This window comes from Streptomyces sp. DI166 (assembly GCF_900091315.1).
GTDB classification, from domain to species: Bacteria; Actinomycetota; Actinomycetes; order Streptomycetales; family Streptomycetaceae; genus Streptomyces; species Streptomyces fuscus.
The window spans coordinates 94063-118307 of the sequence record NZ_FLSP01000004.1 but is presented as its reverse complement, the minus strand read 5'-3'; the positions used below and the strand labels follow the sequence as shown (position 1 = coordinate 118307).

General features: G+C 71.8%; 23 protein-coding genes. 16 read left to right on the top strand and 7 right to left on the bottom strand.

The genetic code is table 11. The features are described 5' to 3' along the window. Positions 1-46 precede the first annotated feature (46 nt). Positions 47-1231 (top strand): hypothetical protein, encoded by a 1185-nt coding sequence (locus tag GA0115233_RS03585; protein WP_093718574.1) that lies wholly within the window; start codon positions 47-49, stop codon positions 1229-1231. Here GA0115233_RS03585 and GA0115233_RS03580 read toward each other — a convergent pair. Further along, positions 1219-1764 (bottom strand): PadR family transcriptional regulator, encoded by a 546-nt coding sequence (locus tag GA0115233_RS03580; protein ID WP_093718573.1) that lies wholly within the window; start codon positions 1762-1764, stop codon positions 1219-1221. The genes GA0115233_RS03585 and GA0115233_RS03580 overlap by 13 nt on opposite strands. Positions 1765-1853: 89 nt before the next feature. Here GA0115233_RS03580 and GA0115233_RS03575 point away from each other — a divergent pair, with 89 nt between their 5' ends. Then, positions 1854-3152 carry an MATE family efflux transporter gene (locus GA0115233_RS03575; protein WP_093718572.1) on the top strand — a complete coding sequence of 433 codons (1299 nt, stop codon included), beginning with the start codon at positions 1854-1856 and terminating at the stop codon, positions 3150-3152. Here the strand turns inward: GA0115233_RS03575 and GA0115233_RS03570 are convergent. Next, positions 3113-4348 (bottom strand): glycosyltransferase 87 family protein, encoded by a 1236-nt coding sequence (locus tag GA0115233_RS03570; protein WP_093718571.1) that lies wholly within the window; start codon positions 4346-4348, stop codon positions 3113-3115. The genes GA0115233_RS03575 and GA0115233_RS03570 overlap by 40 nt on opposite strands. A 120-nt stretch (positions 4349-4468) precedes the next feature. Here GA0115233_RS03570 and GA0115233_RS03565 point away from each other — a divergent pair, with 120 nt between their 5' ends. Together GA0115233_RS03565 and GA0115233_RS03560 are read left to right on the top strand one after the other, a co-directional pair. Continuing rightward, entirely contained in the window at positions 4469-5611 is a 1143-nt protein-coding gene (locus tag GA0115233_RS03565; RefSeq protein ID WP_093718570.1) for a glycosyltransferase family 4 protein, read from the top strand. Positions 5612-5737: 126 nt separating this feature from the next. Further along, a complete protein-coding gene (locus GA0115233_RS03560) occupies positions 5738-7315 on the top strand; it encodes a GMC oxidoreductase (RefSeq protein WP_093718569.1) in 1578 nt (525 codons plus the stop codon). Positions 7316-7328: 13 nt separating this feature from the next. Here GA0115233_RS03560 and GA0115233_RS03555 read toward each other — a convergent pair whose 3' ends face one another. Further along, positions 7329-9125, bottom strand: a complete 1797-nt coding sequence (locus GA0115233_RS03555) for an AMP-dependent synthetase/ligase (RefSeq protein WP_093718568.1) — start codon at positions 9123-9125, stop codon at positions 7329-7331. 312 nt (positions 9126-9437) lie between these two features. On the opposite strand from GA0115233_RS03555, the gene GA0115233_RS03550 reads away from it, so the two are divergent. The 6 genes from GA0115233_RS03550 (at position 9438) to GA0115233_RS03525 (ending at position 14339) form a co-directional block, all read left to right on the top strand. Further along, on the top strand, positions 9438-10253 hold the full coding sequence (locus GA0115233_RS03550; protein WP_093718567.1) for a metallophosphoesterase family protein: 816 nt from the start codon (positions 9438-9440) through the stop codon (positions 10251-10253). 66 nt (positions 10254-10319) lie between these two features. Next, complete coding sequence (locus tag GA0115233_RS03545; RefSeq protein WP_093718566.1) at positions 10320-10763, top strand: SRPBCC family protein; 444 nt, start codon at positions 10320-10322, stop codon at positions 10761-10763. A gap of 29 nt (positions 10764-10792) precedes the next feature. Next, positions 10793-11953 (top strand): ArsA family ATPase, encoded by a 1161-nt coding sequence (locus tag GA0115233_RS03540; RefSeq protein ID WP_093718565.1) that lies wholly within the window; start codon positions 10793-10795, stop codon positions 11951-11953. 57 nt (positions 11954-12010) lie between these two features. Beyond that, complete coding sequence (locus tag GA0115233_RS03535) at positions 12011-12499, top strand: DUF5304 domain-containing protein (RefSeq protein WP_093718564.1); 489 nt, start codon at positions 12011-12013, stop codon at positions 12497-12499. Between the two features lie 53 nt (positions 12500-12552). Beyond that, positions 12553-13506 carry an ROK family glucokinase gene (locus GA0115233_RS03530; RefSeq protein WP_093718563.1) on the top strand — a complete coding sequence of 318 codons (954 nt, stop codon included), beginning with the start codon at positions 12553-12555 and terminating at the stop codon, positions 13504-13506. A 113-nt stretch (positions 13507-13619) separates the two neighbouring features. Next, positions 13620-14339 carry an endonuclease/exonuclease/phosphatase family protein gene (locus GA0115233_RS03525; RefSeq protein WP_093718621.1) on the top strand — a complete coding sequence of 240 codons (720 nt, stop codon included), beginning with the start codon at positions 13620-13622 and terminating at the stop codon, positions 14337-14339. Between the two features lie 60 nt (positions 14340-14399). On the opposite strand, the gene GA0115233_RS03520 is transcribed toward GA0115233_RS03525, so the two are convergent. Together GA0115233_RS03520 and GA0115233_RS03515 are read right to left on the bottom strand one after the other, a co-directional pair. After that, a complete protein-coding gene (locus tag GA0115233_RS03520) occupies positions 14400-14969 on the bottom strand; it encodes a hypothetical protein (protein ID WP_093718562.1) in 570 nt (189 codons plus the stop codon). Beyond that, positions 14962-15741, bottom strand: coding sequence for an alpha/beta hydrolase (locus GA0115233_RS03515; protein WP_093718561.1), 780 nt, complete (start codon positions 15739-15741; stop codon positions 14962-14964). The genes GA0115233_RS03520 and GA0115233_RS03515 overlap by 8 nt, the downstream gene beginning before the upstream one ends. A gap of 149 nt (positions 15742-15890) precedes the next feature. On the opposite strand from GA0115233_RS03515, the gene GA0115233_RS03510 reads away from it, so the two are divergent. The 5 genes from GA0115233_RS03510 to GA0115233_RS03490 all read left to right on the top strand — a co-directional run bounded on the left by GA0115233_RS03510 (position 15891) and on the right by GA0115233_RS03490 (position 20780). Then, positions 15891-16652 (top strand): lysophospholipid acyltransferase family protein, encoded by a 762-nt coding sequence (locus GA0115233_RS03510; protein WP_093718620.1) that lies wholly within the window; start codon positions 15891-15893, stop codon positions 16650-16652. Between the two features lie 31 nt (positions 16653-16683). Beyond that, a complete protein-coding gene (macS, locus tag GA0115233_RS03505; RefSeq protein WP_093718560.1) occupies positions 16684-17895 on the top strand; it encodes a MacS family sensor histidine kinase in 1212 nt (403 codons plus the stop codon). Beyond that, positions 17892-18575: a response regulator gene (locus tag GA0115233_RS03500; protein ID WP_093718559.1), complete on the top strand. Its 684-nt coding sequence runs from the start codon at positions 17892-17894 to the stop codon at positions 18573-18575. Before macS ends, GA0115233_RS03500 begins: the two co-directional genes overlap by 4 nt. 108 nt (positions 18576-18683) lie before the next feature. Further along, positions 18684-19712, top strand: coding sequence for a 6-phosphofructokinase (locus tag GA0115233_RS03495; RefSeq protein WP_093718558.1), 1029 nt, complete (start codon positions 18684-18686; stop codon positions 19710-19712). Between the two features lie 72 nt (positions 19713-19784). Beyond that, the gene (locus tag GA0115233_RS03490; protein ID WP_093718557.1) at positions 19785-20780 is read left to right on the top strand and encodes a 2-hydroxyacid dehydrogenase; all 996 of its coding nucleotides are present in this window, start codon (positions 19785-19787) and stop codon (positions 20778-20780) included. Here GA0115233_RS03490 and GA0115233_RS03485 read toward each other — a convergent pair. Further along, positions 20732-22612, bottom strand: a complete 1881-nt coding sequence (locus GA0115233_RS03485; protein ID WP_093718556.1) for an anthranilate synthase family protein — start codon at positions 22610-22612, stop codon at positions 20732-20734. The two genes, GA0115233_RS03490 and GA0115233_RS03485, sit on opposite strands and share 49 nt — an antisense overlap. A gap of 106 nt (positions 22613-22718) precedes the next feature. Then, positions 22719-22775 carry a trp operon leader peptide gene (locus GA0115233_RS42300; protein WP_071528813.1) on the bottom strand — a complete coding sequence of 19 codons (57 nt, stop codon included), beginning with the start codon at positions 22773-22775 and terminating at the stop codon, positions 22719-22721. Positions 22776-22871: 96 nt separating this feature from the next. Here GA0115233_RS42300 and GA0115233_RS03475 point away from each other — a divergent pair, with 96 nt between their 5' ends. After that, positions 22872-24224 carry a class II 3-deoxy-7-phosphoheptulonate synthase gene (locus tag GA0115233_RS03475; RefSeq protein WP_093718555.1) on the top strand — a complete coding sequence of 451 codons (1353 nt, stop codon included), beginning with the start codon at positions 22872-22874 and terminating at the stop codon, positions 24222-24224. The last annotated feature ends 21 nt before the right edge of the window (positions 24225-24245 follow it).

Sequence of the window (24245 nt, the reverse complement as noted above, 5' to 3'; positions counted from 1 at the left end):
GTCACACGGTCTGACCTTCGTCCGTTTCGCACCGTACGATCTCCGCATGGCTGGTCGGCGGTGGGCGTCCGGGGTGGTGGTGCTCTGGATGCTGCTCGGGTCGCTGGTGGCGTGCGGGGAACGGGATGTCACCGACGCGGCCCGGGACTCGGTGCAGCGGGTGCTGGACCGGCGGGCCGAGGCCGTCGTCGCGGACGACGCGGCGGCCTTCGCGCGGACCGGGACGCGGACCGGGTTCGAGGAGCTCGCGGCGGTGCCGTTCGCCGACTGGGTGTACCGGGTGACCGGTGTGGAGCGGGCGGGCGACAGCGCCACCGCCGATGTCGAGCTGAGCTACCGGATCGAGGGACACGACCGGGCCCCGGTCGTCGTCCGCCGTACCGTGCGGCTCGGGCTCGACGCCTCGGGGGAGTGGTACGTGGCCTCCGAGCGGCCCGCGGCCAAGGCGCCCGAGCAGCTGTGGGACCAGGGGCGGGTGGAGGTCGTCCGGGGCGAGCACAGCACCGTCCTCGGGGTGGGGCAGTCCGACGAGCGGCTGCGGGCCTTTGCCGGGATGGCCGACCGGGCCGTGCCCGCGGTGAACCGGGCCTGGGGCACCGAGTGGCCGCGCGGCACCGTCGTGCTGGTACCGGAGTCGCTGGAGGGCATGGCCGGGCTGCTCGGGTCGCCCGCCTCCTCGTACCGGGGGATCGCCGCCGTGACCACCGGCGAGACCGGCACCCGCGCCCACGCGCCGGCGGACCGGATCATCCTCAACCCGGTCGCGTACGGCGTCCTGGGCCAGAGTGGCAAGCAGGTCGTGCTCACCCACGAGACCACCCATGTCGCCACCCGCGCCCACACCGGCCCCGCCACCCCGCTGTGGCTCTCCGAGGGCTACGCCGACTGGGTCGGCTACCTCGGCTCGGGCCGCAAGCCCTCCGACGCCGCGCCCGAGCTGTGGCGGGCGGTGAGCGAGGACGAGATCCCGTCGGGGCTGCCGACCGACGAGGACTTCGCGTTCACCGGGGACTCGGCGAGCCTCGCCCAGGCGTACGAGAGCGGCTGGATGGCCTGCCGGATGATCGCCGACCGCTGGGGCGAGGCGAAACTGGGGGAGTTCTACCGGGCCGTCGGCGCGCACGAGACCCGCTCCGGCGCGGTCGAGCAGGCGATGGAGCAGGTGCTCGGGACGAGCCCGGAGGAGTTCACCGCGCAGTGGCAGGAGTACCTGCGCGGTCAGTTCGACTGAGCCCCGTCGGCCGGGTCCAGTACCTCGATCGCCTCCGTCAGCCACGCCCGCTCCGCCGCCCCCGTCGCCCGCGCCACCCGCAGCATGCCCTGCCGGAACAGATCGCCGGCCTCCTCCGCCCGCACCGGCTCGCCGTCCCGGTAGAAGAAGCTCGACGGCGCGTCCAGGAACTCCAGGCGACGGCGCAGGACGGCGGCCTGCTCGCGCCGGTCGGGCAGGTGCCGCAGGAACGACAGCACGGTGTTGAAGCGGACCTGGTCGCTGATCTCCACCGGCTTGGGGTGCCGCAGCCGCTCCAGCAACTCGGCGCGGCCCTCCTCGGTCAGTGACAGGATCCGGCGCGGGGCGGCGCTCGCGCCGGGCTCGGTGCGCTGGTCCAGCAGGCCCGCCTTGGTGAGCCGGGTGATCGCGGGGTACAGCGCGCCGTCGCTCACCGGCCGGACGTGCCCGCTGAGCGCCTTGATGCGCTCCTTCAGCTCGTAGCCGTGCAGCGGCTGCTCGGCGAGGAAGCCCAGGATCGACAGCTCCAGCACCGGTACCTCCTTGCGGGTGACGTGGCCGCCATGCTACCTCTTTCCGAGCTACCTCGATTCGATGTAGCTCGGAAAGAGGGAACTCGCTGATGGACGCTCATCGCCGGACACTCGTCTCGCTCGCCCACCCCGTCTACTTCTCGCTCCTGGCCTCCGTCGCCGCCGGGATCATCAACACCGTCTGGGTCTCCCGGCTCGGCGGCCCCGCCGTCGCCGCCGTGGCCGTCGCCACCAACACCGAGAACGTGCTCCTCGGCGTCGCCCTGGTCTTCGGCTCCGGCACCACCGTGCTGGTCGCGCACGCCAGGGGCGCCCGCGACCCGGCGGCCGTACGCGCGGCCGTACGCGGCGGCTGGGCGCTGTACGCCCTTCTCACCCCCGTGGTCATCGGCGGCGGCCTGCTGCTGTGCGAGCCCCTGGCCCGCCTGGTCCTCGGCGGCGACGGCCCGGCGGTGCCCCTGGCCACGGCCTACTTCGCGATCTCCCTGCCCGGCATCGCAGTCTTCTTCGCCCAGACCCTGCTCGACGGCATCCTCAAGGGCACCGGCGACACCCGCACCCCGATGCGCCTCGCGCTCCTCGCCAACGGCCTGATCCTGGTCTGCGACCCCTTCGCGATCCACTACTACGGCGTTGAGGGCGCCGCCGCCGCCACGGTCCTGTGCCGCACCGCCGCCCTCGCGGTCGGCCTGATCGCCCTGCGCCGCAACGCACTGCTGCGCGAGGCCTCCCGCTCACCCGCCCCGTTCTCGCCCCGCCGCACCCTGGCCACCGGCCTGCCCATGGCCGCCGACTTCACCGTCCGGCAGACCGGCGCGCTGGCCCTGGTGGCGATCGTGGCCCGGCTCGGGGTGACCGCGGTGGCCGCGTACGCGATCGCCTACAAGGTCCTCTACGTCGCCACCATGGCCTTCTACGCGCTGCGCCAGGCCGCCGCCATCCACACCGCGCACACCCGCGGCGCCGGACACGACGAGCGGCGGGCCATCGGACGGCAGGTCGTCCTGGTGGCCGGGGCGGTGGCGCTGACCGCGTCCGCGCTGCTGGCGGTGGCCGCGCCCTGGCTCATGGCCGCCTTCGGCGCCGGACCGCGGGTCGCGGACCAGGGCGTGCTCTTCCTGCGCTGCATCGGCCCCTACCTGCTGCTCATGGGCTGCTTCATCGCCCTGGGCGGGGTCTTCGAGGGCAGCGGCGGCTCCCCGCTGCTGCTGCGCGTGACGCTGCTGGGGACGGCCGTCCAACTGCCGCTGGCGTACCTGCTGTCCGGGCTCGGGCTGCCGGGGGTGTGTCTGGCGCTGGCGCTCGCCATGACCCTCCAGTGCGCCCTGCTCGGGTGGCGGGCCCGGCGTCAGGAGGGCAGCGAGGTCTCCCTCGTGCGGGTGGCCTGAGCGGGCAGCGGGGTGGCGGCGGCCCCGGACACCGTGGAGCGCCACAGGACGCGGGCGGCGAGGACGGTGGCGAGCACCAGCAGGCCGTTGCGGACGGACAGCAGGGTGATGCCGAGGCCGTCGCTGGCGACCACGTGCGCGAACCAGAGCGGGAACTCCAGCATCGTCACCGGGCAGGCGGCCAGCAGCGCGAGCACCGGCGGGCCCATCCGGCTGCCCCGGAAGCACAGGCAGACGGCCGCCAGACCGACCAGCCACACCAGGTACTGGGGGCTGATCACGCGGCTGGTCGTGGTGAACAGCAGCACCGCCACGAACGCCGCGTCCGCGACCGTGTGCGACCGGAACCGCCGGGCCCGCAGCCGCCACAGCAGCAGCCAGCCGAAGGCCAGCGCGGACAGCACCAGGGCGGCCGTGCTGACCACGTCCACGTACGGGCCGAGGAATTCCACCGAGCCGTAGTTCAGCAGCACCTCCCCGTCCCAGCCGTGGTGGCGGGCCACATGGAAGACCAGCGCGCCCAGCGACTCCACCTCGGTGCCGCGGTCCCGCTGGAAGGTCAGGAACGCGAACGCGCCCGGCATCCCCGCCGCGAACAGCGCCGCCAGGACCGCCCCGGTCACCGCGGCCGACGCCCAGGCGGTGCGGTCGCGGACGGCCACCAGCAGCAGCACCGGCCACACCTTCAGCAGCGCCCCGAACGCGGCCAGCGCGCCCAGGGCCCGTGGGTGCCGGGCGCCCGCCAGCAGCGAGGCCACCGCGACCGCGGTCACCATCACGTCGTAGCGGGCGTACACGGTCGGCCCGAGCAGGGGGACGCCCACCGCCCAGACCCAGGCGCCGCGCATGCTGCGGCCGGGGCGCGGGCCCGTGTAGAGCAGCAGGGCGAGGACGGCCAGGTCGGCGGTGAAGGCCAGGACGAAGAAGGCGGAGGCGTAGTCCAGGTGGAACAGCAGCTTGGGGGAGAGGATCGCGAGCGCGGCGGCGGGCGGGTACTGCCAGGTGACGTCGTTTTGCGGGAACGATCCGGTGCCCAGCACCTCGGACCAGCCCTGGTAGATCACGGCGACGTCGGAGGTGACGTCCGGGCCGGGGAAGACCCACACCTTGAACACGAGGAGCAGCAGCACGATCCTGGTCGCGGACCAGATGCCGAGGAGGCCGGCCAGGGACCACCGCGCGCCCGTCGTCTCCACCTGGTCCCCTGCCGTTCGTGCTCGCCGTCGAGGGCACCATGATGTCCCGCCGGGCTGTGGGTCGGCCACCAGGGCGGCCGTGACGCGCTGTGCGCGGCGCCTCCGATAGGGTCGGCCGCGATGCACAAGACGCTCATCGTGACGAACGACTTCCCGCCCCGCCCCGGCGGCATCCAGGCCTTCCTGCACAACATGGCGCTGCGGCTGGACCCGGAGCGGCTGGTCGTCTACGCCTCCACCTGGAAGCGCGGCCGGGAGGGCGCCGAGGCGACGGCCGCCTTCGACGCGGAACAGCCCTTCACCGTCGTACGCGACTCCACGACGATGCTGCTGCCGACCCCGGGGGTGACCCGGCGCGCGGTCGGGCTGCTGCGGGAGCACGGCTGCACCTCGGTGTGGTTCGGGGCCGCGGCCCCGCTCGGCCTGATGGCTCCGGCGCTGCGCAAGGCGGGGGCGCGGCGGCTGGTCGCCACCACCCACGGGCACGAGGCCGGCTGGGCCCAGCTGCCCGCCTCGCGGCAACTGCTGCGGCGGATCGGGGACTCCACGGACACGATCACCTATCTCGGCGAGTACACCCGGTCGCGGATCGCGGGCGCGCTCTCTCCGGAGGCGGCCTCCCGGATGGTGCAGCTGCCCCCGGGCGTGGACGAGAAGACCTTCCACCCCGGCTCCGGCGGCGCGGGGGTCCGGGCCCGGCTGGGGCTGACCGACCGGCCCGTGGTGGTGTGCGTCTCCCGGCTGGTCCCGCGCAAGGGACAGGACACGCTGATCCTCGCGATGCCCCGGATCCTCGCGAAGGAGCCGGACGCGGTGCTGCTGATCGTCGGCGGCGGCCCGTACGAGCAGGATCTGCGCAGGCTGGCCCGGGACACCGGCGTGGCCGACTCGGTCCGCTTCACCGGCTCGGTGCCCTGGGCCGAGCTGCCCGCCCACTACGGCGCCGGTGACGTGTTCGCCATGCCGTGCCGCACCCGTCGCCGGGGCCTGGACGTGGAGGGCCTCGGCATCGTCTACCTCGAAGCCTCGGCGACCGGGCTGCCGGTGGTCGCGGGCGACTCCGGCGGGGCCCCCGACGCGGTCCTCGACGGCGAGACCGGCTGGGTGGTCCGCGGCGGTTCCCCGAGCCAGGCCGCCGACCGCATCACCGCCCTGCTCGGCGATGCCGAACTGCGGCGCCGGATGGGGGAGCGGGGACGGGAGTGGGTCGAGGAGAAGTGGCGCTGGGACCTGCTGGCGGAGAGGTTGAGGACGCTGCTGTGAGAACTGGTTGAAGACACCGGTTCAAAACACGCCGACAACCTAGGCGGAACCCGAAATTCCGCCCATGCTGCGCACATGACATCAAACCTGATGCAGCGTCAGCTGACAAGACGTCAAATACTGGGCATGGTCGCCCTCCAGACGGCCGCCGCCACCGGCCTCACCCGTATCGGCCTCTCCTCGGCCCACGCGGCCGAGCCCCCCGCCCTCGACAACGCCCCCGCCATCGTGGTCGGTTCCGGATACGGCGGCGCCGTCGCCGCCCTCCGCCTCGGCCAGGCCGGTATCCGCACGATCGTGCTGGAGATGGGCCGCCTGTGGAACTCCGCGGGCCCCGACGGCAAGGTGTTCTGCTCCACCACCGCCCCCGACCACCGCTCCACGTGGTTCCGCACCCGCACCGAGGCCCCGCTGGCCACCTTCCTGTGGCTGGACCTCGTCAACAAGGACATCAGCCCCTACCCGGGCGTCCTGGACCGTGTGCGCTTCGCCCACATGTCCGTCTACTGCGGCCGCGGCGTCGGCGGCGGTTCGCTGGTCAACGGCGGCATGGCCGTCACCCCGCTCAAGTCGTACTTCGCCGAGCAGTTCCCCACCGTCGACGCGGACGAGATGTACTCCACGTACTACCCCCGCGCCCGCTCCCAGCTCGGCGTCAACCCCATCGACCCGGCCTGGTTCGAGGCCACCGACTGGTACCGCTTCAGCCGCGTCTCGCGCAAGCACGCCGAGCGGACCGGCCTGCGGACCACCTTCGTGCCGAACGTCTACGACTTCGGCCACATGCAGCGCGAGGAGGCCGGCACCGCCCCGAAGTCCGCGCTCGCCGCCGAGCTGCTCTACGGCAACAACCACGGCAAGCGCAGCCTGGACAAGACCTACCTGGCCGCCGCCGTCGGCACCGGCAACGTCACCATCCACACCCTGGAACGGGTCAGCGCGATCCGGCTCGGGGAGGGCGGGACGTACGTCGTGCAGACCCAGCGGATCGACAACGCCGGGAACGTCGTCGAGACCAAGGAGTACGGCTGCGGCTACCTCTTCCTCGGCGGCGGCAGCGTCGGCACCACCGAGCTGCTGCTGCGCGCCCGGGAGACCGGCGCCCTGCCCGACCTCGACGCCAGTGTCGGCACCGGCTGGGGCACCAACGGCAATGTGATGCTCGGCCGGGCCAACCACCTGTGGGACACGGTCGGGGCGCACCAGTCGACCGTGCCGGTCATGGGCATCGACGACTGGGCCAACACCGCCAACCCCGTCTTCGCCGAGATCGCGCCCCTGCCCATGGGGCTCGAACACTGGGTCAGCCTCTACCTGGCGATCACCAAGAACCAGGAACGCGCGACCTTCTCGTACTCCGGCGGCTCACTGGCGCTCAGCTGGACCGCGGCACAGAGCGCGGTCTCCTCGGCGATGGCCAAGAAACTGTTCGACCGGATCAACCGGGCCAACGCCACGATCTACCGGTACGACCTGTTCGGCGGCAACCGGGCCTTCGCCGACGACTTCACGTACCACCCGCTGGGCGGCTGTGTGCTCGGCCGGGCCACCGACGACTACGGCCGGGTCAAGGGCTACTCGAAGCTCTATGTCACCGACGGCTCGCTGGTGCCCGGCTCGCTCGGGGTGAACCCCTTCGTCACCATCACCGCGCTGGCCGAACGCACGATGGCGCGGGTCCTCGTGGAGGACACCGCGCCATAGCCGCAGGCCGTGACTACTTCGCGTAGATCGCCTCGATCTCCTGCGCGAAGTCCTTCGCCACCACGTTCCGCTTCAGCTTCAGCGACGGCGTCAGGTGGCCCGACTCCTCCGTGAACTGGGAGGACAGAATGCGGAACTTCCGCACCGATTCCGCCTTGGACACCGCGGCGTTGCCGTCGTCGACCGCCGACTGGATGGCGGCCAGCAGGTCCGCGTCCTCACGCAGCGACGCCGCGGTGGACCCCTCCGGCTTGCCGTGCTCGGCGGCCCACCGGCCCAGGAACTCCTCGTCGATGGTGACCAGCGCGCCCACGAACGGCCGCCCGTCGCCGACCACCATGCACTCCGCGACCAGCGCGTGCGCCCGGATCCGGTCCTCGATCACCGCCGGGGCGACGTTCTTGCCGCCCGCGGTCACCAGGATCTCCTTCTTGCGGCCGGTGATCCTGAGGTAGCCGTCCTCGTCGAGGGTGCCGATGTCGCCCGAGTGGAACCAGCCGTCCCGCAGCGCCTCCTCGGTGGCCCCCGGGTTGTTCCAGTACTCCTTGAAGATGTGCTCGCCGTGCAGCAGCACCTCGCCGTCGTCCGCGATGCGCACCACCGAGCCCGGCAGCGGCTGGCCGACCGTGCCGATCTTCTGCCGGTCCCACGGGTTGAACGCGGTGGCCGCGCAGGTCTCGGTCAGGCCGTAGCCCTCCAGCACCGTGAAGCCGATACCGCGGAAGAAGTGACCGAGCCGCTCGCCCAGCGGCGCCCCGCCGGAGATCGCGTACTCGCCCCGGCCGCCCAGGACCGCGCGCAGCTTGCTGTAGACCAGCCGGTCGAAGACCTTGTGCTTGAGCTTCAGGCCGATCGACGGGCCGGAGGGGTCGTCCAGCGCCTTGCTGTAGGCGATCGCGGTGTCCGCGGCCTTGTCGAAGATCTTGCCCTTGCCGTCCGCCTGCGCCTTGGCGCGGGCCGAGTTGTAGACCTTCTCGAAGACCCGCGGCACGCCCAGGATCAGCGTCGGGCGGAAGGTCGCCAGCTCGTCGGTGAGGTTCTTGATGTCCGGGACCGTGCCCAGCTTGATCGGCGCCACCATCGGCGCGATCTGCACCATCCGCCCGAAGACGTGCGCCAGCGGCAGGAACAGCAGCACCGAGCACTCACCGGTGCGGAACAGCGGCCGCAGCCGCTCCACCACGTTGCCGCACTCGGCGAAGAAGTTGCGGTGGGTGAGCACACAGCCCTTGGGACGGCCGGTGGTGCCCGAGGTGTACACGATGGTCGCCGGGTCGTCGGCCTTCGCCAGCGAGCTGCGCTCGTCGACCGACTTGTCGCTGACGTCCTGGCCGAGCCGGGTCAGCTCCTCGACGGCGCCGCCCTCGATCTGCCACAGGTGCTTGAGCGCGGGCAGCCGGTCGCGCACCGACTCCACGGCCGCGGTGTGGGTGTCCAGCTCGGTAACGATGGCGGTCGCGCCCGAGTCGCCGAGGATCCACTGCACCTGCTCGGCCGAGCTGGTCTCGTACACCGGGACCGTGATCGCGCCCGCGGACCAGATCGCGAAGTCCAGCAGGGTCCACTCGTAGCGGGTGCGGGACATCAGGGCGATCCGGTCGCCCGGCTGCACCCCGGCCGCGATCAGGCCCTTGGCGGCGGCGCGCACCTCGGCGAGGAAAGCGGTGGCCGTGACGTCCTGCCAGACACCGTCGACCTTGCGGGCGATGACGGCGACGTCGGGATGCTGCGCGGCGTTTCTGCGGACGATGTCGGTCAGATTGCCGTCCGCGGGGACCTCGTACATAGCCGGAAGGCTGAACTCGCGCAAGACTGCTGCTCCTCATAGGGCGCCGGCGCCACGACATTGTGTGATGCGACGGTGCGGTCCAAGGCTCGGGCAGGTACCCAGGAATCCCGGTGGTTGAAATCCTGAGCACGACTGGACTGCCCGGACGTTACCCGCCGGTATGGCTTCTTCGACAGAGGGTCCGGCGAGATGTTCGCTGCGTCACACGGTTCGCTACCGCAAGCATGGGTGCTTCTGCTGCGCACAGTAGTCGACCGGTTTGACGACTAGCCAGTAACCGCAGGTCCGGCCGCCACTGTTCACGCATGGCGCACAGGCCTACGCTTGATCGCCATGGCATCCACACCAGCCGGTAACAGCAGGACGCGCGTTCATGTGGTCAGCGACGTACACGGCAACGTCCGTGACCTGGCCAGAGCCGGCGACGGCGCGGACGCCCTGATCTGCCTGGGTGACCTGGTCCTCTTCCTCGACTACGCCGACCACTCCCGCGGCATCTTCCCCGATCTGTTCGGCGTGGAGAACGCCGACCGCATCGTGGAGCTGCGCACCGCCCGCCGCTACGAGGAAGCCCGCCAATTCGGCGCCCGGCTGTGGGCCGGAATCGGCGCCGACCGGGGCGCGGTGATCGAGAAAGCGGTCCGCAAGCAGTACGCCGAACTCTTCGCGGCCTTCCCGACCCCGACGTACGCCACCTACGGCAATGTCGACATGCCGCCCCTGTGGCCGGAGTACGCCGGGCCCGGCACCACCGTGCTGGACGGACAGCGCGTCGAGATCGGCGGCTGGACCTTCGGCTTCGTCGGCGGCGGCCTGAGGACCCCGATGCGCACCCCGTACGAGATCAGCGACGAGGAGTACGCCGCGAAGATCGAGGCGGTCGGCGAGGTGGACGTGCTGTGCACCCACATCCCGCCGGAGGTCCCGGAACTGGTCTACGACACCGTCGCCCGCCGCTTCGAGCGGGGCAGCCGGGCCCTGCTGGAGGCGATCCGGCGGACCCGGCCCCGTTACTCCCTGTTCGGGCATGTGCACCAGCCCCTGGTGCGCCGGATGCGGGTCGGATCGACGGAGTGCGTGAACGTCGGCCACTTCGCCGGGACCGGGAAGCCATGGGCGCTGGAGTTCGGCGGGTCGGCCGCGCGGTAGCCTTCACGCTGCACACACGTGCGTATGAGGACGACCTTTCGGCCCGCATCTGGAGGAGCCACGACGATGGCGGAACACACCAGTTCGAGCATCACGATCGAGGCTGCACCGGCCGACGTCATGGGGGTGATCGCCGACTTCGCCCGCTACCCCGACTGGACCGGCGAGGTGAAGGAGGCGGAGGTGCTGGCCACCGACGCCCAGGGCCGCGCCGAGCAGGTGCGCCTGGTGATGGACGCCGGCGCGATCAAGGACGACCAGGTGCTCGCCTACACCTGGACCGGCGACCACGAGGTCTCCTGGACCCTGGTGAAGTCCCAGATGCTGCGCTCCCTGGACGGCTCGTACATCCTCAAGCCGGCCGGCGCCGGCTCCACCGAGGTCACCTACGTGCTGACCGTCGACGTCAAGATCCCCATGCTCGGCATGATCAAGCGCAAGGCGGAGAAGGTCATCATCGACCGCGCGCTGGCCGGACTGAAGAAGCGGGTGGAGTCGGGTAGCAAGTAGCGCGGAGCCGTGCCCTACCGTTCACCCTCATGCGCACCCTCCTGATCACCGGGCCCGGCGGCAGCGGCCGTACCACGGTCGCCGCCGCCACCGCCCTCACCGCCGCGCGTGACGGCGAGCGGGTCCTCCTGCTCAGCGCCGACCGGTCCGACACCCTGGGCGCCGTCCTCGGCACCGCCACGGGCCCCGCGCCGGTGCGGGCCGGGGAACGGCTCACCCTCTGGCGACCCGACGCCGCCGCCGGATTCCGCGCCGACCTCGCCGCCTTCCAGGAACGCGCCACCGCCGCCCTCGACCTGCTCGGCGCCTCCCGCCTCGACCCCGAGGAGGTCACCCCCCTCCCCGGCGCCGAGGAACTGACCCTGCTGCGCGCCCTGCGCGACGCCGCCCTCTCCGAGCGGCACGACCTCCTCGTCGTCGACCTCCCCGCCACCGCGCAGGCCCTCGCCCTGCTCGCCCTCCCCGAGCAGCTCCGCCGCTACCTGCGCCGCCTGCTCCCGCCGGAACGCCAGGCCGCCCGCGCCCTGCGCCCCGTTCTCGGCCGCCTGGCCGGGGTCCCCATGCCCGCCGAGTGGCTCTACGAGACCGCAGCCCGCTGGGACCTCGAACTCGCCGCCGTCGAAGCCGTCGTCGCCGACCGCGACACCGCCGTACGCCTGGTCGCCGAGCCCGGCCCGGCCGGCTCCGACGCCGTACGCGAGGCCGTCCTCGCCCTCGCCCTGCGCGGACTGCGCCCCGAGGCCCTGATCGCCAACCGGGCCGTCCCCGAGGACTGGCCGCCCGCCCTCGTCGCCCAGCAGCGCAAGACGCTGGAGGAATGGCAGGAGTCCTACGACGTCCAGGTCCTCCCGCACCTCGGGCACGACCCGCGCGGCGCCGACGACCTCGCCGCGCTCGGCGCGCGGACGGCCGTCAACGCGGCACCCTCCACGGTCGAGTGGCCCATCACCGACCACCTCTCCGACGACGGCGTCCTGGTGTGGACCATCCCGCTGCCCGGCGCCATACGCGAGGACCTCGACCTCGTCCGGCGCGGTGACGAACTCGTCGTCACCGCCGGGCCGTTCCGCCGGATCGTCCCGCTGCCCTCCGCACTGCGCCGCTGCACCGTCGACGGCGCCTCCCTGCGCGAGGGCGAACTGCGCGTCCGGTTCGCGCCCGATCCGGCGCTGTGGCCCGCGGCCCGGTGAACCCGATACGCCCGTTCGGGTAACGTCGTAGGGACGAACCGTAGTCAGGAGTCCGTCATGAGCGAAGAGGCCCAGCCCTCCGACGTCCCGGGCGAGGAGCCGCTCGACGAGGTACGGGCGACGGACGCCGACGCCTGGGCGACGGCGTGCGCCGAGGACCTCGCCGAGGAGCAGGCCCGCCGCCGCACCCAGTACGGCCCGCCGCCCGGCTCGGCCGCCGAGGAACTGCGCAAGCTCGTCGACGCCGTCGGCGAGAAGCTGACCTCGCTCAACTCGCCGCTGCTCGGCGCGGTCGCCGGACCCGCCGCCCAGCAGGTGGTCAAGCAGGTCGTCCAGCAGGCCAAGGCCGCCGTCGAACCCGTCATCGAACGAAACCCTGACGTCTTCGACCACCTCGCCGCGGCCGGCAACGAACTTCTCGCCGCCTACCGCTCCGCCGTCCAGGCCCAGGAACGCCGCTGGACCACCGGCGACGACCGCGATCTGCGCGAGCGCCGGGACCCCGGCGACGAGTCCGGTCCCGGGGAACGCATCGACTTGGACTGAAGCCGCTCGGGTACGGTTGGCCATAGCGGGGCTCGACCGAAACTGAGGGATTCATGGGACTCACCATCGGCGTCGACATCGGCGGCACGAAGATCGCGGCCGGCGTGGTCGACGAGGAAGGCAACATCCTCTCGACCCACACGGTGCCGACACCGGGCACGCCCGAGGGCATCGTGGACGCCATCGCCTCCGCGGTGGAGGGGGCGCGCGCCGGTCATGACATCGTCGGCGTGGGAATCGGTGCCGCAGGATACGTCAACCGCCAGCGCTCGACCGTCTACTTCGCGCCGAACATCGACTGGCGCCAGGAACCGCTCAAGGAGAAGGTCGAGGCCCGCGTGGGCCTCCCCGTCGTCGTCGAGAACGACGCCAACGCGGCGGCCTGGGGCGAGTACAAGTTCGGCGCGGGCAAGGGTCACCGCAACGTCATCTGCATCACGCTCGGCACCGGCCTCGGCGGCGGCATCATCATCGGCAACAAGCTGCGCCGCGGCCACTTCGGCGTGGCCGCCGAGTTCGGCCACATCCGCATGGTCCCGGACGGCCTGCTCTGCGGCTGCGGCTCGCAGGGCTGCTGGGAGCAGTACGCCTCCGGCCGCGCCCTCGTCCGGTACGCCAAGCAGCGCGCCAACGCCACCCCCGAGCGCGCCGAGGTGCTGCTCGCGCTCGGCGACGGCACGCCCGACGGCATCGAGGGCAAGCACATCTCCATGGCCGCCCGCCAGGGCTGCCCGGTCGCCGTCGACTCCTACCGCGAGCTGGCCCGCTGGGCCGGTGCCGGTCTCGCCGACCTGGCCTCCCTCTTCGACCCGTCCGCCTTCATCGTCGGCGGCGGCCTGTCCGACGAGGGCGACCTGGTCCTGGACCCGATCCGCAAGTCCTACAAGCGCTGGCTGGTGGGCGGCAACTGGCGCCCGGTGGCCGATGTGATCGCCGCCCAGCTGGGCAACAAGGCGGGCCTGGTGGGCGCGGCCGACCTGGCCCGGGAGCCCGACCCGATCATGTAAGCGGGGCGCACGCTCTCACTCGGGGGGCGCGGGGACGGCGCGACCGACGACTGGCCGAAAGGCGGTCGCGCATGAACCTCGCGCCCCGAGCCATGAGGCGTAGATTGATCCGCATGCCTGACGGTTCAGCCCTCGTCCGAGTCCTGAGCTACAACATCCGCTCGATGCGCGACGACACCGTGGCCCTGGCCCGGGTGATCCGCGCCTGCTCCCCGGACCTGGTCCTGGTCCAGGAAGCCCCCCGCTTCTTCCGCTGGCGCAAGAAACTGGCCCGCCTCGCCAAGGCCTCCGACCTGGTCATTCTCACCGGCGGGGCCACCGCGGCCGGTCCCGCGATCCTGTGCGGCCTGCGCGCCACGGTCGAACGCACCGAGGACGTCCTGCTGCCGCTCACCCCCGGACAGCACCGCCGCGGCTTCGCCACCGCCGTCGTCCGCCTCGGTGGCGCCCGCCTGGGCGTCCTGAGCTGTCACCTCAGCCTGGACAAGCGGGAGCGCCACGAACAGGCGGGCATGCTCCTGGACCGCCTGGCCGGCCTCGGCGTCGACCACGCCGTCGCGGGCGGCGACCTCAACGAACGCCCCGGCGGGCGCACCTTCACCCGACTGACCGGCACCCTCCAGGACTGCTGGGCCACCGCCCCCCGCGGCGGCGAGCACACCTGGACCCGCACCGAGCCGCACAGCCGCATCGACGCCATCTTCGCCACCAAGGGCATCGAGGTCACCGGCTGCGGAGTCCCCCTGGACCTGCCCGGCATCACCGGAAAAGACCTGAGGGCGGCCACGGACCACCTCCCGGTCCTGGCCACCCTCGAAGTTCCCGTGTCCTAGGTTGTCCTCGCCGTCGCCCGAGGCGCGCATGTGCCCTGGTGCGTGCGGTGGGACGCGGGATCAGACGACCGCCCCGCGCCCCGGGTCGTCGTCGTCCTCGTCGCCCGGGCGCATCCGCATCACCAGCGTGGCGAAGCCGCCCAGGAAGCCGCCGATGCCGACCGTGGTCAGCCACCAGGTCATCTCCCAGCCCAGCAGCACGGCGAGCAGGAGCAGTATCGGTCCGCCCAGCACCGCCAGCCAGGCGAACTTCGTGGTGGTGTCCGCCTCCGGCAGCGGCGGGGGCTCCGGCGGGACGAAGTGACCCTCCTCGTCGTCGTCCTCGGCCATGTCGTGCTCGGCCGGTTCCGGCGGGGAGTAGTCGCGCGGGCCGACCCCGGGGGCGAAGGTGACCGAGCCGCCGAGCGGGGCCGCGGGGCGCTTCTCCTCCGGCTCCGCCTCCTCGGGTTCGTTGGTCTCGGCCTCCAGCAGGGCCAGGTCCTCCACCGACTTGAACGGCTTGGCGCCCGGCGGGTCCGGCGGCTCCTCGCCGTACCCGGCCACGATGGCGGCCCAGGCCGCGTCCTCGTCGAAACGGGCGCCCTGGTCGTCCGGCTCGCGCTCCCCGCGGTCGGAGTCGTGCTCAGCCACCTACAGCCGTCCCTTCCTTGCCGAGACCTTGGGCGAGCCGGCTCATGAACGCATGGCTCTCCGCGAAGATCCGCTCCGCGTCATGGTCCAACGTCGCCACGTGGTAGCTGTGTTCCAGCACGATCTCCGTCACGTCTCCCGACGACACCCGGCTGAGCACCCGCGCCGAGTCGGCGGGCGGCACCACATGGTCCTGCGCGCTGTGCAGAAGCAGCAGCGGCTGCGTGACCTGCGGCAGCTCGCGGTCGACCTGCCGGAAGAAGTTCCGCAGCGAGTGCGCCGCGTGCAGCGGCACCCGGGTGTAGCCCAGTTCCTCGCTGCCCCCCTTGGCGATGTCGCTGGTGATGCCCTTCGTCGAGCGCACCAGGTGCCGGGCCACCGGAAGGGCGTGCGCGGCCAGGCCGTGCACCTTGTTCGCCGGGTTGACGACGACCACGCCGTCGATGGCGTCCCCGTGCTTGGCCGCCAGCCTGAGCGCCAGCGCGCCGCCCATCGACAGGCCGGCCACGAACAGCGGCCCGGGCCGCTCCCGCAGCCGCCGCAGCTCGCGGTCCACCTCCGCGTACCAGTCCTGCCAGCCGGTGAGCTGGAGGTCCTCCCAGCGGGTGCCGTGCCCGGGCAGCAGCGGCAGCGACACGGTCAGACCGCGCTCGGCGAGATACTCCGCCCAGGGGCGCAGCGACTGCGGGGAACCGGTGAAGCCGTGGCAGAGGAGGACGGAGATCTCCCCGCCCTCATGGCGGTACGGCTCGGCTCCAGGAAGGACCGGCACCTTCGGTCTCCTGTTCATGAGGTCGGTTGCAGGTACTTCACCGTACGCGACCGCACTGACACCGACCAGGGTCGTCGGAGTCTTTGCCGCCGCTCCGGGTTAAGGTCTGACCGACAGACACAGGAGGCACTCGGTTGTTGTACGGCACGATGAAGGTGGCCATCGGGGGACCGCTGAAGGTCGCCTTCAGGCCCTGGGTGGAGGGCCTGGAGAACATTCCCGCCGAGGGTGCCGCCATCCTGGCGAGCAACCACCTGTCGTTCTCCGACTCGTTCTTCCTGCCCGCGGTCCTCGACCGCAAGGTCACCTTCATCGCGAAGGCGGAGTACTTCACCACCCCGGGCGTCAAGGGACGGCTGACCGCCGCGTTCTTCAAGGGGGTCGGCCAGCTCCCGGTGGACCGCTCCGGGGCGCGCGGCGCGGGCGAGGCCGCCATCAAGAGCGGCATAGAGGTCCTCGAACGCGGTGAGCTGTTCGGCATCTACCCCGAGGGCACCCGCTCGCCCGACGGCCGCCTGTACCGCGGCAAGCCCGGCGGCCTCGCGCGCGTGGCGCTCGCCACCGGCGCCCCGGTCATCCCGGTCGCCATGATCGACACCGAGAAGATCCAGCCGCCCGGCAAGGTCGTGCCCAAGCTGATGCGCCCGGGCATCCGGATCGGCAAGCCCCTCGACTTCAGCCGCTACCAGGGCATGGAGCACGACCGCTTCGTCCTGCGCGCGCTGACCGACGAGGTCATGTACGAGATCATGCAGCTCTCCGGCCAGGAGTACGTCGACATGTACGCGACCGCCGCCAAGCGGCAGATCGCGGAGGCCGCCAAGGCCGAGAAGGAAGCCGAGAAGGCGGCCAGAGCCGCACTCGCCAAGGCCGACCAGGACCAGGCGGACAAAGAGAAGTCCGGGTCCTGACGACGGCGTCGTCGGTTCGGGGGTGGGGGAGTTGGCCAAGCGCGAACGCGTTCTGAGGATGTCCGTGGAGCAGCCGCTGTGGCGCGCGCTGCGCGGCTACCGCGTCCTCACCCTCCTGTACGCGATAGGCCTGTTCATCAGCGCCTACGACCAGTTCGCCCGCCCCTGGGCGGCCATCGCCTACTTCGCCGTACTCGCGGTGTGGACGTTCGCCACCCTCCCCAAGGTCGCGGGCGCCGCCGCCTGCACCAAGCGCTTCCTCGCCGCCGACCTGGCCCTCGCGCTCTTCGGGATCCTGCTCACCCGGTTCGCCGACTCCGCCGCCCACATCGACTCCGGCGCCCCCACCCTGCCGTCGATATGGACCGCCGGTTCCGTCCTGGCCTTCGCCATCAAGGGCGGCTGGCGCTGGGCCGCCTTCGCCTCCACCCTGGTCGCCGCCGCCAACCTGGCGTACCGCGGCTCCCCGACCCGCGACACCGTCCACGCCGTGATCCTCGTCTGGGTCGCCTCCATCGCCATCGGCTACGTCGTCGAGGTCGCCCGCGCCTCCGAGCGCACCCTCGCCCGCGCCCTGGAGATCGAGGCCGCCACCCGCGAACGCGAGCGCCTCGCCCGGGACATCCACGACAGCGTGCTCCAGGTGCTCGCCATGGTGCAGCGGCGCGGCGCGGTCATCGGCGGGGAGGCCGCCGAACTGGGCCGGTTGGCCGGCGAGCAGGAGGTCGCCCTGCGCACCCTGGTCTCCGGCGGCCTCACCCCCGTCTCCCGGGTCTCCACCGACGCCTCCGAAGGCGCCCTGGTCCGGGCCGTCGAGGAGGAACCCGACGACGACCGGCCGCTCGACCTGCGCGGACTGCTCTCCCGCTACGCGGGCTCCCGCGTCAGCCTCGCCGAACCCGGCGCGCCGGTGGAACTGCCCCCCGCCGCGGCCCGCGAGCTGGCCGCTGCCGTCGGCGCCGCCCTGGACAATGTGCGGGAGCACGCGGGCGAACAGGCCCGCGCCTGGATCCTGGTCGAGGACGAGCCCGACGAGGTCGTCGTCACCGTCCGGGACGACGGCCCCGGCATCCCCGAGGGGCGCCTCGCGCAGGCCGAGAGCGAGGGGCGGCTCGGGGTCGCCCTGTCGATCCGGGGCCGGCTGCGCGACATCGGGGGCAGCGCCGAGCTGATCTCGGTGCCCGGCCAGGGCACGGAAGTCGAACTGAAAGTACCGAAGCAGATGTCCCGGGGGACGCGATGAGCGAGCAGCAGACCGGCCCGATCAAGGTCATGGTGGTCGACGACCACCCCATGTGGCGCGACGCCGTGGCCCGCGACCTGTCCGAGTCCGGGTTCGAGGTGGTCGCCACCGCGGGCGACGGCGAACAGGCCGTGCGCCGTGCCAAGGCCGCGGGCCCCGACGTGCTCGTCCTCGACCTCAACCTGCCCGCCAAACCCGGCGTCCAGGTCTGCAAGGAACTCGTCGCCCACAACCCCGCCCTGCGCGTCCTGGTGCTCTCCGCCAGCGGCGAGCACGCCGACGTCCTGGAGGCCGTCAAGTCCGGCGCCACCGGCTACCTGCTGAAGTCGGCCTCCACCGAGGAACTGCTGGACGCGGTGCGCCGCACCGCCGTCTGCGACCCGGTGTTCACCCCCGGCCTCGCCGGTCTCGTCCTCGGCGAGTACCGCCGCCTGGCCGCCGAACCCGCGCCCGCCGACCGGGACTCCGACCAGCCGGGCGCCCCCCAGCTCACCGAGCGGGAGACCGAGGTACTGCGGCTGGTCGCCAAGGGCCTGAGCTACAAGCAGATCGCCGAACGCCTCGTCATCTCCCACCGCACCGTGCAGAACCACGTCCAGAACACCCTCGGCAAGCTCCAACTGCACAACCGCGTCGAACTCGTGCGGTACGCCATAGAACGCGGGCTTGACGACGCGTAAACCAACCGCCCGGCGATTCACCGGAATTGCCCGAACCCGACCCTCGCTGTGTGACCTGGATCACTACTAGCGTTGCCTCACCAGCAACCGCGGCGAAGGGACATTTCCATGCGGGTCGGAGTACTCACCGGAGGCGGCGACTGCCCCGGGCTCAACGCCGTCATCCGGGCCGTCGTCCGCAAGGGCGTACAGGAGTACGGCTACGAATTCACCGGATTCCGGGACGGCTGGCGCGGTCCGCTCGACGGCGACACCGTACGGCTCGACATCCCCGCGGTGCGCGGCATCCTGCCCCGCGGCGGCACCATCCTGGGCTCCTCGCGCACCAACCCGCTCAAGCACGACAACGGCATCCGCAGGATCAAGGACAACCTCGCCAAGCAGGAGGTCGACGCGCTCATCACCATCGGCGGCGAGGACACCCTCGGGGTGGCCGCGCGGCTGTCGGACGAGTACGGCGTGCCCTGCGTGGGCGTGCCCAAGACCATCGACAACGACCTGTCCGCCACCGACTACACCTTCGGCTTCGACACCGCCGTCGGCATCGCGACGGAGGCCATCGACCGGCTGCACACCACCGCCGAGTCCCACATGCGGGTCCTCGTGGTCGAGGTGATGGGCCGTCACGCCGGCTGGATCGCACTCCACTCCGGCCTCGCGGGCGGCGCCAACGTCATCCTCATCCCCGAACAGCGCTTCGACCTGGAGAAGGTCTGCGGGTGGGTCACCTCCCGCTTCAAGGCGTCCTACGCGCCCATCGTGGTCGTCGCCGAGGGCGCCATGCCCAGGGACGGCGACATGGTGCTCAAGGACGAGTCGCTGGACTCCTTCGGCCATGTGCGGCTGTCGGGCGTCGGCGAGTGGCTGGCCAAGGAGATCGAGAAGCGCACCGGCAAGGAGGCCCGGACCACCGTTCTCGGCCATGTCCAGCGCGGCGGCACCCCCAGCGCCTTCGACCGCTGGCTCGCCACCCGCTTCGGACTGCACGCCATCGAGGCGGTCCGCGACGGCGACTTCGGCAAGATGGTCGCCCTGCGCGGCACGGACATCGTCCGCGTCCCGATCGGCGAGGCGACGGCGAAGCTGAAGACGGTGGACCCTGCGCTGTACGAGGAGGTCGGCGTCTTCTTCGGCTGACCGGCACCACCCCGCACCTCAGGGTTATGGGCCGTATATTCGGCCCATAACCCACCAGCAGCGGGAGCAGCCTTGGAGATCCTTGCCTTCGGTGTCCAGGCGGACGAGAAGCCCCTGATCGAGCGGGCCTTCGCCGGCCACCACGACGTCCGCTGCCTGGATGTCTTCCTCAACGAGGACACCGCCCCCATCGCGGCCGGCCACGAGATCATCTCCACCAGCGTCAACGCCGACCTCGGCGCCCGGGTCCTGGAGATCCTCGCGGCGGGCGGCACCCGGATGGTCGCCCAGCGCTCCACCGGCTTCAACAACATCGACCTCGACGTCGCCGAACGGCTCGGCATGACGGTCGCCCGGGTCTCGTACTACTCCCCGTACTCGGTCGCCGAGTTCGCCTGGACCCTCGCCATGGCCGTCAACCGCCGTATCGTGCGCGCCTCCATCCGCACCCGGGACTTCGACTTCCGGCTCGACGGACTGATGGGCCGCGACCTGCACGGCCGCACCGCCGGCGTCATCGGCACCGGCAAGATCGGCGAGGCCTTCGCCCGTATCGCCCACGGCTTCGGCATGAAACTGCTCGGCTGGGACGTCGCCGAGAACCCGGCCTGCAAGGAACTCGGCATGACCTACGTCCCCAAGGAACGCCTCCTCGCCGAGTCCGACCTGATCTCCCTGCACGTCCCGCTGCTGCCCTCGACCCAGAACCTGATCGACGCCGCCGCGCTGAAGACGATGCGTGACGACGCGATCCTGGTGAACTCCAGCCGCGGCGGCCTGATCGACACCGCGGCCCTCGTCACCGAACTGCGCGCCGGCCGCTTCACCGGCGTCGGCCTCGACGTGTACGAGGCGGAGGCGGGCCTGTTCTTCCTCGACAAGTCCCTGGAGGCGATCGAGGACGACACCCTGGCCCGCCTGATGACCTTCCCGAACGTCCTGGTCACCTCCCACCAGGCGTACTACACCGAGGACGCCGTCGGCCAGATCGTGGCGACCACGGTGGAGAACGTCCTCGACTACACGGAGGGCCGCCGCTCGGCGAACGTACTGGTGCCGCGCACCTGACCCACCAGCTTCCGGACGATCTCGGCACCGTTCAGCGTCAGCACCGACTCGGGGTGGAACTGCACCCCGGCGAAGCCGGGCCCGCGCACCGCGTGCACCTCGCCCGAGGCGCTCCGGCTCACCTCGACGCCGTGCGCGGCCAGCTCCTCGGCCGCCTCGTCGTCGCAGCGGGCCGTGAAGCTGTTGTAGAAGCCCACCGTCTCCGGGCGCCCGAACAGATCGACCGTCGTCTGGGCGCCCTGGTAGGGCACCTCCTTGCGGACGATCTCCAGACCCAGCTCGACCGCGATCAGCTCGTGCCCCAGGCACACCCCGAGCACCCCGTGCCGGTGCCCCCGGATCACCTCCGCCGTCAGCGCGCGCAGGAACCGCATCTTGGGATCGGCCGTGTCGGACGGGTCCCCGGGTCCGGGACCGAGCACGACCGGACCCTCGTGCGCCCGTACCGCCTCCCGCAGCCCCGGCTCGTCGTAGCGCCGTACCGTCACCTCAAGCCCGGCCGACCGCAGTACGTGCGCCAGCATCGCGGTGAAGGTGTCCTCGCCGTCCACGACCAGGGCATGCCCGGTCAGCTCGGCGGACCGCTCCTGCATCCGCAGCCAGAACGGGGCCAGCGAGGCCCGGCGCCCGTCGAGCGCGGCCCGCACCCGCGGCTCGTCGGCCAGCCCCGGACGTACGGCCTCCTCGCGCGGCCGGCCCGCGGTGACACCCAGCGCCGCCAGCACCCCCGCCGCCTTCGCGTGGGTCTCGGCGACCTCGCTCCCCGGGTCCGAGCCCCGCACGAGGGTCGCGCCGACCGGGACGCGAAGCCCGCCGTCCGCGTCGATGTCGGCGGTGCGGATGAGGATGGGGGAGTCCAGCGTCTGGGCGCCGCCGGTGTCCCGGCCGAGCAGGGCCAGGGCGCCGGCGTAGTAGCCGCGCCCGCCCACCTCGTGCCGCTCGATCACCCGGCAGGCGTTCTGCACCGGCGACCCGGTCACGGTGGCCGCGAACATCGTCTCGCGCAGCACCTCCCGCGCGTCCAGCGAGGACTTCCCGCGCAGCTCGTACTCGGTGTGCGCGAGGTGCGCCATCTCCTTCAGCCGGGGGCCGACGACGACCCCGCCCATGTCGCCGACGGTGCACATCATCTTCAGCTCCTCGTCGACGACCATCGACAGCTCCTCGATCTCCTTGCCGTCGGCGAGGAAGTCCAGCAGATGCTCCGGGGTCGGGCCCTCGGCGGGATAGCGGTACGTCCCGCTGATCGGGTTCATCACGACGGTGCCGCCGGACATCCGCACATGCACCTCGGGGCTCGCCCCGACCAGGGTCCGCTCCCCGGTGTGCACGACGAACGTCCAGTACGCGCCCCGCTCCCCTTCGAGCAGCCGCCGGAACAGCGCGAGCGCGTCGGCGCGCCCGAACCCGGGGATCTGCCCCTCGTAGGTCCGCCGGATGACGAAGTTCGCGCCCTCGCCCCGCCCGATCTCCTCGTCCAGCACCCGCCCGACGATCCGCGCGTACTCCTCGTCCCCGACGTCGAAGCCCCCGCCCTCGACGCGCACCTCGTGCGCCGGGAGCTGGTCGAGCGCGTCGGCGAGCGGCAGGGCGTACGACTCCTCGGGGACCAGCACGGTCAGCGGGGTGCCGTCGTCGCGGACGTCGAAGCCGCGCTCGCGGATCTGCCGGAACGGGACGAGGGCGAGCCCCTCGTCGGGCAGGTCGGCGAGCCGGTCACGGGTGGAGACCGGGCCGAGGAACACCTCCACGGTGTTCTCGTCGTGCCCGGGCGTGCGGCGGCGCAGCAGGGCGAACGGTCGGGGGTCGTCGAGCAGGCCGAGCAGATTCATGGGGTCCGTACTCCTGGTCCGTGAGGTGGGCTGGAGAGGAACGGACCCCGGGAAACACCGAAGGCCGCCCCTCGGGCGGCCTTCGCGAAGTCTTGCGTACGCGCAGTCAGTGGGCCGCCGGATGAGCGGTCCACCACCAGTTCTGGGTCGAGTGCGCGAACATGTGGGGCACCTTACCCGATGTCCACGTGATGTACCCCGTGTCTCAATTGCTGGGCATGGGGCTGGACGCCCGACACGACCCCGTAATGTTGAGGGCGTGACCGTGAACGCTAAGACCAGCGCGAGCGCTGGCAACACCTGGCGAAACCTGCCCGCGGCGCAGCAGCCCGAGTACCCCGACCCCGAGGCTCTGCGCGCAGTGATCGCGGACCTTGAGTCGTATCCGCCGCTCGTCTTCGCGGGCGAGTGCGACCAGCTGCGCGCCCGCATGGCGGCCGTCGCCAAGGGAGAGGCGTTCCTCCTCCAGGGCGGCGACTGCGCCGAGGCGTTCGACGCGGTGTCCGCGGACCAGATCCGCAACAAATTGAAGACCTTGTTGCAGATGGGCGCCGTGCTCACGTACGCCGCCTCCGTCCCCGTCGTGAAGGTGGGGCGGATCGCCGGCCAGTACTCCAAGCCGCGCTCCAAGCCGACCGAGACCCGTGACGGCGTGACGCTGCCGACCTACCGCGGTGACTCCGTCAACGGCTTCGACTTCACCGAGGAGGCCCGCGTCCCGGACCCCGAGCGGCTGAAGCGGATGTACAACGCCTCCGCCTCCACGCTCAACCTGGTGCGCGCCTTCACCACCGGCGGCTACGCCGACCTGCGCCAGGTGCACGCCTGGAACCAGGACTTCGTGAAGTCGTCCCCGTCCGGCCAGCGCTACGAGCAGCTCGCCCGGGAGATCGACAACGCGCTCAACTTCATGCACGCCTGCGGGGCCGACCCGGAGGAGTTCAAGACGGTCGAGTTCTACTCCTCGCACGAGGCGCTGCTGCTGGACTACGAGTCCGCCCTGACCAGGGTCGACTCCCGTACCGGGCAGCTGTACGACGTCTCGGCGCACATGGTGTGGATCGGTGAGCGCACCCGGCAGCTGGACCACGCGCACATCGAGTTCGCCTCGAAGATCCGCAACCCGATCGGCATCAAGCTCGGCCCGACGACGACGGCCGAGGAGGCGCTGCAGTACATCGAGCGTCTGGACCCGGAGCGCGAGCCGGGCCGGCTGACCTTCATCGTCCGGATGGGCGCCGACAAGATCCGGGACAAGCTTCCCGAGCTGGTGGAGAAGGTCACCGCCTCCGGTGCCACCGTGGCCTGGGTGACCGACCCGATGCACGGCAACACCTTTGAGGCGGCCTCCGGCCACAAGACGCGCCGTTTCGACGACGTGCTCGACGAGGTCAAGGGCTTCTTCGAGGTGCACAAGTCGCTCGGCACGCACCCGGGCGGCATCCACGTCGAGCTCACCGGTGACGATGTCACCGAGTGCGTGGGCGGCGGCGACGAGATCTTCGTCGACGATCTGCACCAGCGCTACGAGACGGCCTGCGACCCGCGGCTGAACCGCAGCCAGTCGCTTGACCTGGCGTTCCTGGTCGCGGAGATGTACAGGGACCAGTAGCCGGTTCGGTTATTACAGCCA

Excerpts from the sequence above, each read along its gene's own strand:
- GA0115233_RS03585 (WP_093718574.1), top strand. The coding sequence starts at position 47 with ATGGCTGGTCGGCGGTGGGCGTCCGGGGTGGTGGTGCTCTGGATGCTG.
- GA0115233_RS03575 (WP_093718572.1), top strand. The coding sequence starts at position 1,854 with ATGGACGCTCATCGCCGGACACTCGTCTCGCTCGCCCACCCCGTCTAC.
- GA0115233_RS03565 (WP_093718570.1), top strand. The coding sequence starts at position 4,469 with ATGCACAAGACGCTCATCGTGACGAACGACTTCCCGCCCCGCCCCGGC.
- GA0115233_RS03560 (WP_093718569.1), top strand. The coding sequence starts at position 5,738 with ATGGTCGCCCTCCAGACGGCCGCCGCCACCGGCCTCACCCGTATCGGC.
- GA0115233_RS03550 (WP_093718567.1), top strand. The coding sequence starts at position 9,438 with ATGGCATCCACACCAGCCGGTAACAGCAGGACGCGCGTTCATGTGGTC.
- GA0115233_RS03545 (WP_093718566.1), top strand. The coding sequence starts at position 10,320 with ATGGCGGAACACACCAGTTCGAGCATCACGATCGAGGCTGCACCGGCC.
- GA0115233_RS03540 (WP_093718565.1), top strand. The coding sequence starts at position 10,793 with ATGCGCACCCTCCTGATCACCGGGCCCGGCGGCAGCGGCCGTACCACG.
- GA0115233_RS03535 (WP_093718564.1), top strand. The coding sequence starts at position 12,011 with ATGAGCGAAGAGGCCCAGCCCTCCGACGTCCCGGGCGAGGAGCCGCTC.
- GA0115233_RS03530 (WP_093718563.1), top strand. The coding sequence starts at position 12,553 with ATGGGACTCACCATCGGCGTCGACATCGGCGGCACGAAGATCGCGGCC.
- GA0115233_RS03525 (WP_093718621.1), top strand. The coding sequence starts at position 13,620 with ATGCCTGACGGTTCAGCCCTCGTCCGAGTCCTGAGCTACAACATCCGC.
- GA0115233_RS03510 (WP_093718620.1), top strand. The coding sequence starts at position 15,891 with ATGAAGGTGGCCATCGGGGGACCGCTGAAGGTCGCCTTCAGGCCCTGG.
- GA0115233_RS03500 (WP_093718559.1), top strand. The coding sequence starts at position 17,892 with ATGAGCGAGCAGCAGACCGGCCCGATCAAGGTCATGGTGGTCGACGAC.
- GA0115233_RS03495 (WP_093718558.1), top strand. The coding sequence starts at position 18,684 with ATGCGGGTCGGAGTACTCACCGGAGGCGGCGACTGCCCCGGGCTCAAC.
- GA0115233_RS03485 (WP_093718556.1), bottom strand. The coding sequence starts at position 22,612 with ATGAATCTGCTCGGCCTGCTCGACGACCCCCGACCGTTCGCCCTGCTG.